The sequence below is a fragment of the Desulfobacula sp. genome, assembly GCF_021107415.1.
This window is the reverse complement of record NZ_JAIOSW010000194.1, coordinates 26283-37280: the sequence shown is the minus strand read 5'-3', so window position 1 is coordinate 37280 and position 10998 is coordinate 26283. Positions and strand designations below refer to the sequence as shown.

At 42.6% G+C, this 10998-nt stretch carries 10 protein-coding genes; all 10 read left to right on the top strand.

What is annotated here, in order from left to right:
- Window positions 1-495, top strand: a 495-nt coding sequence (locus K8S13_RS10500; protein ID WP_291462396.1) for a hypothetical protein, incomplete at its 5' end; no start/stop codon positions are given.
- A 38-nt stretch (window positions 496-533) separates the two neighbouring features.
- On the top strand, window positions 534-1922 hold the full coding sequence (hmcF, locus tag K8S13_RS10495) for a sulfate respiration complex iron-sulfur protein HmcF (protein ID WP_291462395.1): 1389 nt from the start codon (window positions 534-536) through the stop codon (window positions 1920-1922).
- A 34-nt stretch (window positions 1923-1956) separates the two neighbouring features.
- Window positions 1957-2856 carry a universal stress protein gene (locus tag K8S13_RS10490; RefSeq protein ID WP_291462394.1) on the top strand — a complete coding sequence of 300 codons (900 nt, stop codon included), beginning with the start codon at window positions 1957-1959 and terminating at the stop codon, window positions 2854-2856.
- A 22-nt stretch (window positions 2857-2878) separates the two neighbouring features.
- Complete coding sequence (gene divK / locus K8S13_RS10485; RefSeq protein WP_291462393.1) at window positions 2879-3232, top strand: DVU0259 family response regulator domain-containing protein; 354 nt, start codon at window positions 2879-2881, stop codon at window positions 3230-3232.
- A gap of 21 nt (window positions 3233-3253) precedes the next feature.
- Complete coding sequence (locus K8S13_RS10480) at window positions 3254-4759, top strand: ATP-binding protein (protein ID WP_291462392.1); 1506 nt, start codon at window positions 3254-3256, stop codon at window positions 4757-4759.
- 44 nt (window positions 4760-4803) lie between these two features.
- On the top strand, window positions 4804-5241 hold the full coding sequence (locus K8S13_RS10475; protein ID WP_291462391.1) for an Rrf2 family transcriptional regulator: 438 nt from the start codon (window positions 4804-4806) through the stop codon (window positions 5239-5241).
- Between the two features lie 178 nt (window positions 5242-5419).
- Window positions 5420-7216, top strand: a complete 1797-nt coding sequence (locus K8S13_RS10470) for an acyl-CoA dehydrogenase (protein WP_291462390.1) — start codon at window positions 5420-5422, stop codon at window positions 7214-7216.
- Between the two features lie 42 nt (window positions 7217-7258).
- Window positions 7259-8509, top strand: a complete 1251-nt coding sequence (locus K8S13_RS10465) for an acetyl-CoA C-acyltransferase (protein ID WP_291462389.1) — start codon at window positions 7259-7261, stop codon at window positions 8507-8509.
- Window positions 8510-8553: 44 nt separating this feature from the next.
- Window positions 8554-9732, top strand: a complete 1179-nt coding sequence (locus K8S13_RS10460) for an iron-containing alcohol dehydrogenase (RefSeq protein ID WP_291462388.1) — start codon at window positions 8554-8556, stop codon at window positions 9730-9732.
- A 158-nt stretch (window positions 9733-9890) separates the two neighbouring features.
- Window positions 9891-10991 carry an ABC transporter ATP-binding protein gene (locus tag K8S13_RS10455; protein WP_291462387.1) on the top strand — a complete coding sequence of 367 codons (1101 nt, stop codon included), beginning with the start codon at window positions 9891-9893 and terminating at the stop codon, window positions 10989-10991.
- Window positions 10992-10998: the final 7 nt, after the last annotated feature.

Sequence of the window (10998 nt, the reverse complement as noted above, 5' to 3'; positions counted from 1 at the left end):
CCTTTTGGAACATATGGCTGGCGTACCCAGCCGTTCATTACTGTGGCCTTTTTCGGATTCCATATCGGTGCTGTTCTGATTCCTGTTTTTCTGTTGGGACATAATTTGTTTTTAAAGGAAAAACTGGGAATTTCATTTTTTACTTTAAACGCTGCTTTTGCGGACATATTGACCTGGACGGTAGTTATCAGTGCCTTTTTCCTTGTATTAAGGCGATTGGTTCTGCCCGAGGTCAGGATAATGACCACGCTGTATGACTATTTTATCTTAGGCATATCCATTGCCCCCTTTGTCACAGGTCTTTTTGCACGATACCAGGTCGGGGATTATTCGTTTTGGCTGAATATGCATATTTTTTGTGGAGAGCTCCTCTTGATTGCCATACCCTTTACCAGGCTGTCTCATGTTTTCTTGTTTTTTGCATCCCGTGCTCAGCTTGGAATGGATTTTGGAATTAAAAGGGGAGGAATGAAAGGAACAAAAATGGCCTGGTAACAGATACACAAATGCCTGAGCTATAAGGAGAACAATCCATGCCGGAAGGAAAATTTTGCAATAAAAAACCTGTTGATACCGCAGAAGGTATTAACGAACTGCTGTCAGATACCAGTGGGAATACCTATTACCAGGAAATGAAAGAGCTGGATATTGACAGCGATCTTTTATGGAAAACCATACAGAACACCTTTAAATCCCGTATGAAAACCTGGTTTGAAATTTGTGCCCATTGCGGAATGTGTGCAGAATCCTGCTTTCTTTACCAGGTTAATGGCCGTGACCCCAGACAGGTCCCGGCCTATAAGATCCAGTCTACCCTTGGTGAGATTATCAAACAAAAGGGAAAAGTTGATAATCAGTTTATGCGGGATACCATGGAGACAGCATGGGCAAAATGCACCTGTTGTAACAGATGCGGCATGTATTGTCCCCATGGGATTGATACCGGCATCATGTTTGGTTATCTGAGGGGTCTTTTGTACCAGCAGGGGTTTGTGCCGTGGGAGTTGAAAATCGGTGCGGGAATGCACAGGGTTTACAGGGCGCAAATGGATGTCACCGATGAAGATTTTGTCGATACCTTTGAGTGGATGGTTGAAGAGTATGAAGATGACTATCCCGGGCTCATGGTCCCTGTAGACAAGGAAGGTGCCGACATCATGTACACGGTGAACGCAAGGGAAGTAAAGCACTATCCCGAAGATCTTGCCGAAGCTGCCATTCTCTTTCATATCGCCGGTGAGAACTGGACGGTTCCTTCCAAGGGATGGGAAGAGACCAGTCTTGCCATGTTTGCCGGAGACTGGGCCGCCTGCAAAATGCAGGTTGAAAGCGTGTATGAGGCCATGGAAAGATTAAAGCCCAAACGGATGATAGGAACGGAATGCGGACATGCCCACAGGGCCACCGTCATCGAAGGACCTTATTGGGCAGGACGAAAGAATGGCCAACCGCCGTCCGAATCCATTCATTATGTGGAATGGCTTGCCGAAGCGCTTAATACGGGGAAACTTAAAATCGATCCTTCCAAAAGGATAAAAGAGCCTGTGACGCTCCAGGATTCATGCAATTACATCAGAAATCAGGGCCTTAAGAAAGCAACACGGGACATCATCAAACATATTGTTGAACCTGGATATTTTATCGAGATGTCTCCCAATAAAGAGCACAATTATTGCTGTGGCGGAGGCGGCGGGTTTAATGGTATCGGTAAGTTCAGGAAGCAGCGAAACATTGCTTTGATCACAAAGAGAGACCAGATTCTTGCCACCGGGGCAAAGCTTGTCCTTGCACCCTGCCATAATTGCTGGGATGCTATTCGGGATCTTGAAGAAGAATATGAGATCGGCATTCGATGGTCGTTTTTCAAACCAATTGTAATAAAAATGCTGGATATTCCAGAGCATTTAAGACCTGAGGAATAGAGCCTTTTGATCATTTAATGAAATGGGGTTTGATATGTTTAAGAAAATTTTATTTGCAACATCTGCAACCGAAGCAAGCGATCATGCGGCAAGGGTTGCCTTTAACATTGCCAGAAGTTACCAGTCTCACTTGAATATTTTTCATGTTATGGGAGTGCCATCAAGGGGTTACAGCCAGGTTATCGTGGATGTGAAATCCAGGGAAAGAGTTGATGTTGATGAAGACTATATCGCCTGGGTAACCGAGGATATTAGAACGTATTATGAAAACCACCTGGACGAGAAGCTTGATTACATTATTGATGTGACAGTGGGACTGCCGGCCCGGGAGATATTGAGGCAGGCTAAAATAGTGAAACCGGATTTGATACTGCTCGGTGGAAGCACCGGGGATGAAGATGAAACAGTTTATAAAAAGAGTTCTGCAGGATCAACCCTTCAAAAAGTAGCCAAGGCAGCTAAATGTCCTGTTCTTGTTGTGACCAGGTCTGCCGCTTCATTCTGGGGGGGGCTGTCAAGTATTGTTTTTGGTACGGATTTTTCAAAAACGTCTGACAAGGCATTTGATTTTGCAATAAAGGTTGCCAAAGCGCTTGATTGTGAACTCAGTGTCTTTCATGCCCTTGATATTACCTCTTTGCATACCGGGAAACTGTTAAGCCAGGATGAAATTGAGCAGCAGATAAGAGAATCTCTAAGAAAGATCCGGGCAAGGTATGAGTCCCGGTTAAAAGAACTGAAAGCTTATTCCATGGATGTCTGGGAAGGTATTCCCTTTATCGAAATTGTTAAATATGCCAGGGATAAGCATGCAGACCTGCTTATTATGGCCCATCATTCAAGAAGAGTTCCGTCAGGAGAGACTATACTGGGGGGAAATGTAGAACAGGTTATCGTCAGGGCGGGATGTCCGGTAATAAGTATAAACAAATAAGAATCGCAAGTAAGGGGATGTTATGAAAAAGAAAATTCTGGTGATAGATGATGATTTGAATATTAGAGATTATCTTGTTTCCCTGTTTAATGATAATGGTTATGACGCCTATATTGCCGGGGATGTAAAAGAAGGGATAAAGGAGGCAAATAAGATCAAACCAGATCTTATTACGCTGGATATTGAAATGCCGGGAGAATGGGGGCCGCGGTTTTACCGTCAGCTTTCACAGGACCCGCAACTTAAGAATATTCCGGTTATCGTTATCAGTGGTCTTTCAGGTCACCAATATGCGGTTGTCAAGGCGGTGGCTTCTCTTTCAAAGCCTTTTGACCGTGATGAACTGTTGAAAATTGTAAAAGAAACACTTAATTAATTTAAGATTTTTTATTTGATTATGGGAAAACAGATATTACTTATTGACAGTGATAAAGATCATGCCGGAGCTTTAAAAACGTATATTGAGCGCCAGCAGTATGACGTTACTTGTGCAGTTAGCTTTGAAGAGGCAATGCATAAGCTTGAAAATGATATTTGGGATATTATTCTTGGCGATCCATTCATTGATGATGAAATGGTTTTCTGCCTTGAATCGGTTAAAAAGAATTGCCCGTTTATTCAGATAATTATCCTTGCACAAAAGGGCAAGCTTGATATGGCAATGGATATTTTTGAATCCAGTGTCATCCATTATCTTGAGATGCCGGTTAACAGCAAAGCCCTGGATTTTGCCCTGATTGCAGCCTGCAAAAATATTTCCCAGAATAAAAAAATCAATCGATATTCCCAAAAGCTTGCCGATCTTTATAACACACAAAATTTACTCAACCAGTTGTTCGAAGAAGTTCCCTGTTATATTTCGGTGCAGGATAGAAATCTTAGAATAACGGCAGCCAATAAAAGATTTAAGCAGCATTTCGGCAGCCAGATCGGCGGGCATTGTTTTGAAATATATAAGTACAGAGCATCCCAATGTCATGAGTGTCCCGTTGTAGAGACATTCCTGGATGGTAAATCCCATAGTACCGAAGAGATTGTTACCTCAAAATTTGGTAAACAATACAATGTTTTGACCCAGACAGCTCCCATCAGAAATGAAAAGGGTGAAATCACCCAGGTGATGGAAATGTCTACCAATATTACCCAGATCCGGCAGTTGCAGGATCATCTCGTTTCCCTTGGATTGATGCTGGGCTCTGTGTCCCACGGGGTTAAAGGCATGCTTACAGCACTGGATGGGGGTATTTACCAACTTGAAACAGGTCTCAGTAAAAAAGATGATGACAGAGTTTTTAAAGCATCAACTCTGATTAAGACCATGGCAGATAAAATTAAAAAAATGGTGCTGGAGATTTTATACTATGCCAAATCAAGGGAACTTCAATACGAAGAGATGAATATTGATACCCTTGCTGAAAATGTTGTTAATACTGTAAAACCAATGGCCAGAAAGCACGCCGTCAAGTTAGAGATTTCCATTCCCAAAATCCTTGGGAAAATGGATGTTGATCCAAAATGGATGGAGGCATCTCTTGTTAATTTTCTTGAAAATGCTGTGGATGCATGTGTGTCTGACAGGGATAAAAAAGACCATCACATAAAATTTAAGGTCAGTAAAAATTCTAAAAATCAAATTTGTTTCGCCATTAAAGATAATGGTATCGGTATGGACACTGAAACAAAAAATAAGATGTTTACACTTTTTTTTACATCCAAAGGATCCCAGGGAACAGGCTTAGGTCTTTTTATTGCTCACAGGGTGATTAAATATCATGGCGGAATAGTTGATGTTGAATCGAAACCGGGCAAAGGAAGTCAATTTTATATCTATCTTCCTCTTCAAAAACCGGATAATGCAAAAAATGTTGAAATTCCCGTTGTATTCCCCGGGGCAAACAGTTAGAGTTTCATTCTATATTTTTATATAAAATTAATTAAGGAAAGACGATGCGGCTGACAACAAAAAGCAGATACGGCACAAGGTTTATTCTTGATATTGCTGTTAATGGTAAGGAAAAGCCGGTTCCTTTGAGTGATGTTTCCACACGACAGAATATTTCATTAAAATACCTGGAGCAGCTGACAGGTAAACTAAAGAAAGCCGGTATTATCAATAGCCACAGAGGCCCTTTTGGCGGGCATATGCTTGCAAAATCTCCTGAAGACATAACCATTGGATCCATTGTAAGAATTCTTGAAGAATCAACAGCCATTACCGATTGTGCAGAACAGGAAAAACAGGTCTGCGGTGTCTGTAACAGGGCCGGAGACTGCCTGTCCAGATGGGTATGGCTTGAGGCCAGCCGTGCAATGTTTGACCGCCTGGATCAAATCACTATTTCAGGTCTTCTGGCAATGGGAAATGAAGACTTCAAGAAAAATTAGAGAATATTCCACAAGTTAACTGGCAGTACTTTATCACGCTTTGCTTTTAAAAAGAGCTGTTTGTCCTATTTTTATAAACATCGTTTACATGATTGATCCTTAATTATTTTTCCCTTGACATGTTTATTTGGGATAAGTAAATTTTAGCCAAATAGTCAACATTTAAAAAAGGTGGAATATGGCCCCCAAACTTACCGATCAACGAGACATTGATTTCGTTCTTTATGAGCAGCTCAAGGTGGATACTTTTTTAACATCAGACAAATATAAACTATTTAATAAGAAAATGTTTGATATGGTGGTAAAAGAAGCAAAAAACCTGGCTGTTAAAGAAATTTTTCCCACCTATACGGAATGTGACAAAGTCGGCGTATCGTTTGAAAATGGTATTGTCAAAGTGCCGGAATGTTTAAGAAAGCCACACAAGCTTCTGGTGGAAGGTGAATGGGGTGCCTTGACCGAAGATCCTGAATATGGCGGACAGGGATTACCCTTTACCATTGCCCAGGCAGCCATGGAATACCTTACCAGTGCAAACTATATTTTAACAACCTATCCTGTCCTTGGCCACGGGGCAGGAAAAATGATCGATCTTTTTGGAACCGGAGAGCAAAAAGATCTGTTCTTGGAAAAACTTTATACCGGTGTCTGGGGCGGTTCCATGCTGTTAACCGAGTCTGAGGCAGGATCAGATGTCGGGGCATTGACCACTTCTGCCAGAAAACTGGATGACGGCACCTGGGAAATTACAGGCAGCAAAATTTTTATTACAAACGGAGAACAAAATCTTACAGACAATATTATCCATCCGGTTCTTGCCAGAATTGAAGGTGCACCTGCCGGAACCAAAGGGATTTCTCTGTTTATTGTTCCCAAAATATGGGTCAATGCTGATGGGACCTTAGGCAAACCCAATGATGTGGTTTGTACGGGCGTTGAGGAAAAAATGGGACTCCACGGCAGTCCTACCTGTTCTCTCTCACTTGGCAGTAAAGGCAAGTGCCGGGGATTTTTGCTGGGCAAACCCAATCGGGGGATGGAAATCATGTTTCACATGATGAATGAGGTCCGTCTGGAAGTGGGGACCCAGGCCTTTACAAGTGCGAATCTGGCCTATCTGCATGCCCTTGATTATGCGAAACAAAGGCTTCAGGGGCGCAGTATTGAAAAACTTGCCGATCATGGTGCAAATCAGGTCCCGATTATCCGGCATCCTGATGTGAAACGTATGCTGCTAAAGATGAAATCCTATGTAGAAGGCATGAGAAGCCTGATTTATTACACGGCCTTTTGTTTTGATAAAAACGAGACGGCAGCAGATGAGAAGGAGGCTAAGCACTATTCAAACCTTGTGGAAATTTTAACACCTCTGGTTAAAGCCTATTCCAGTGAAAAAGGGTTTGATGTCTGCGTCGAAGCCATGCAGGTTTTTGGCGGGTATGGGTATACCAGAGAGTATCCTGTGGAACAAATGGTCAGGGATTGTAAAGTCGCCTCCATTTATGAAGGTGCTAACGGTATTCAGGCCATGGATTTTCTGGGGCGTAAGATTGCAGGAAATAAAGGATTGATGCTGGATGCACTTATCAATGAGATTCAGGTCACCATACAGACAGCCCGGGCCCATGACAATTTAAAGGATCTGGCAATAAAACTGGAAGCTGCACTGACATTATTTGAAACCACATGTAAAAATACCAGCAGCGCACTGTTTTCAAGGCACATTGCATCGGCTTTTGCCTGTGCCCATCCATTGCTGGATGCAGCAGGCGACATTATCATGGCATGGATGCTGTTGTGGAGGGCCGTCATTGCCAATGAAAAACTTGATACAAAGGAAAGTGCATTTTATCAGGGTAAAATCAAGGCTGCACAATTTTTTATCACCACTGTCATCCCTGTGACCAAGGGAAAATTAACTGCCGTCACATATGAAAATAATCCGGCAGCCAGTATGGAAGAAAATTTATTTTAAAAAGAGTTAAGGATTAAAACTAAAGAACAGGAGAGAATAAAAATGGAAGATGTTGTCATAGTATCCGGCTGTCGAACAGCCATCGGCGCCTTTGGCGGAACCTTACTCCCTATGAATGGTGCCAGTCTTGCAGCAGTCACCATGAAAGAGGCTATTAAACGGGCAAATATAACGTCTGAGATGATAGATGATATTCGATATGGGTGCTGTATGGAATCGTGTGATACACTTAATGTGGCAAGAGTTGCTGCATTGCTTGCGGGTATTCCGGATACAATTCCGGCGGTTTCCATCAACAGGGTCTGTATTTCCGGGATGGAAGCTATGATTTCCGGGATGGTCATGATCCAGGCAGGCATGACAGATATAATCCTTGCAGGCGGAACAGAGCATATGTCATCAATATCATACTCTGTTCCCGGTGCCCGGTGGGGATGCAGGCTCCAGGATCAAAAATTTGTGGATAATATGATCCATGCCCTGCACTGCGGTTCCTATATTATCCCCCATCCCGAAGACGGGCCTGTGGATGAGACTCAACCACCCTTGAGTTACTTTGTGGGCAAACCTTATATCATGGGGCATACTGCTGAGTTTATAGCCCAGCATCTTGATATTTCCAGAGAAGAGATGGATGAGGTCGCCTTAAGAAGTCATAATGAGGCAGAGCGTGCCACAAATGACGGATCATTTAAGGATGAGATCGTACAGGTTTCCGTCCCTCAAAGAAAAAAAGATCCCGTCATTTTTGATAAAGACGAACATTTCAGACCGGGAATAACCATGGAACAGCTTTCCGCCCTGCCGGCAGCCTTTGTTCCGAAAATCGGTAAAGTGACTGCCGGGAACTCTTCGGGTATTAATGACGGATCAACCGGAATGATCATCATGTCTGCCTCAAAAGCCAAAGACTTGGGTCTTACACCCATGGCCAGGATAAAAGCAACATCAATAGGAGCCTGCCACCCATCCGTTATGGGACTTTCTCCTGTTCCTGCCGTGAAAAATCTTTTAAAATCATCCAAATTTAAACTGGATGATTTTGAACTTATTGAATTGAATGAGGCATTTGCCGGGCAATACCTGGGCTGTGAAAAAGAACTGGGACTCAACAGGGAAATCACCAATGTCAACGGTTCCGGTATCGGCCTTGGCCATCCTGTGGGCTCCACCGGTGCAAGAATTGTGGTATCCTTGATGTATGCCATGAAAAATCGAGATAAATCCCTTGGCCTTGCCACCCTTTGCGGCGGCGGCGGGGTATCCATGGCATGTGTCCTGGAAATGCTTTAATGATTCAGGCTGTTTTCCAATGAAGTTATTTCAAGGAGATGGCCATGGATTTTTTTGATTTTAAGTTTGCTGCAAATAATCAGCTGTATTTCGGTGCAGGTAAATTTAAATTGCTTCCCAAACTGATGAATAGTTTTGGAAAGAATCTGCTATTGATAGCGGGTGGTGAATCTTTTAAAAAAACCAGTCAATATCAATGGCTTTTAAATGCCCTGAAAAATAGGTCGACCAGGCTGTATTGTTCATTCATAGAATCAGAACCATCACCAGGCCGAGTTGATGAAATAGTTCGGCTGTATCAGGAAAAAAATATTCACGTGGTTATTTCCATTGGCGGCGGCAGTGTGTTGGATACCGGAAAAGCAGTTTCAGCCATGCTGACCCAAAAGGCAACGGTTTCAGCGTACCTGGAAGGTGTGGGAACCCAAACATATAATGGAAAGAAAATTCCATTCATTGCAGTACCCACCACAGCTGGAACAGGAAGTGAGGCAACTCAAAATGCCGTGCTCGGCCAGGTCAGTGAAAAAGGATTTAAAAAATCTCTTCGCCATGAAAAATTAGTTCCTGATATTGCTGTGGTTGATCCGGAGTTGACACTGTCCTGTCCCAATGAAATAACGGCTGCCTGCGGTATGGATGCTTTAACTCAGTTGATAGAATCCTATGTTTCCACCAATGCCTCCCCAATGACGGATTCACTGGCACTGGGAGGCCTGCGCATTATGGGGGATTCAATCCTGACATCTGCGATCACGGACCCCGCAGATATGGATGCACGCACCCGGATGTGTTATGGTTCCTATATTTCCGGTTTAACCCTGGCCAACGCAGGGCTGGGAGTCGTCCATGGATTTGCCGCAGTTATTGGCGGATATTTTCCAATCCCCCATGGTATCATTTGCGGAACATTGCTTGCACAGGTCACCCGGAAAAATATTGAAACATTGATCCGTTTGGACCCTGAAGGTGTGTCACTTTTGAAATACGCCAATGTGGGGAAATTACTTGGGAAAATAAAAAAAAATAACCCGATAGAAACTGCCGGAGCACTTTCAGAACTTTTGATGGAATGGACCGAAATTTTGAAAATTCCCCGGCTGGGTCAATTCGGGATTACCAGGGATGATATCAATAAAATCATATCCGGCACAGGTCAGAAAAATAATCCTGTAAGGTTAATAAAAGAGGATTTAAAAGATATCCTGGAAAGCAGAATTTAATATCGCTTTAAAATTTTTACTGAAATGATACAAAGGTTCGCAAACGGAATTTTTAATTTTTAAAATTTTCGTTTTTTTCACTTGCCGAACGAATCAATACATGTTATTTCAATTTAGAACATTCAACGACTCGAATTCACGTTAGCTTGGAGTTCAAAATGAGTATTTCAATTGAGAATATCAGTTTAAGTGTTGATAATGAAATTTATTTAAAAGACCTGTCTTTAAGTTTTGATTCCGGCTCTACCAATATATTTCTTGGCAGAACATTGTCCGGTAAAACGTCCCTCTTAAGAATTATGGCTGGGTTGGATCGTCCCTCCAAAGGTAAAATATTGGTCGACGGCAAAGATGTTACCGGGGTATCTGTTCGTAAACGCAATATTTCCATGGTTTATCAGCAATTTATCAATTACCCTTCTTTTACTGTTTATAACAACATTGCCTCTCCATTAAAAGTCGCTGGAATGGAAAAAAGCAAGATTGACGGTCGGGTCAGAGAGGTCGCTGCCATGCTTCATCTTGAGGACATGCTGGATAGAATGCCCATTGAGTTGTCCGGTGGTCAGCAGCAGCGATGCGCTATTGCACGGGCGCTGGTCAAAGATGCAAATCTTCTTTTGCTTGATGAACCATTGGTCAATCTTGACTATAAACTTCGCGAAGAACTCCAGATTGAGCTTCAGGATATTTTTAAACAAAGGGATGCTGTCGTTGTGTACACAACAACAGAGCCGGCAGAGGCATTAAAACTTGGGGGAAACATTGTCGTTCTTGACGAAGGACGTGTTCTTCAAACCGGTATTACCTCTGAAGTTTTTCATAAACCTGCTTCAATCAAGGTGGCTGAAGTTTTCAGTGATCCTCCCATCAACTTGATAAGCAGTCATGTTGAAGGATCAGTATTTCACATGGGACAGGATGTCAGCATTCCCTTGACAAGACATTTGAAATCCCTGGCATCCGGCGAATATATTGTCGGTGTCCGTTCCAATCACCTGTATTTGAATCCTCAAAATGAAACAGATATTGCCATGGAGGCAATTCTTGATCTGGCGGAAATAAACGGTTCTGAAACATTCTTTCATGTAAATTATGCCAGCACAAAGCTTGTTGTTCAAGAAGTGGGCATATATTCTAAAAAAATCGGCTCAAAGATTCTGTTTTATTTTAATCCGGCAAGCTTATTTGTATTTTCAAAAACCGGAGAACTTATTTTATCGCCGGAAAAAACTTTGGTTGAACAAGCAGTGGAATAGGAGATAT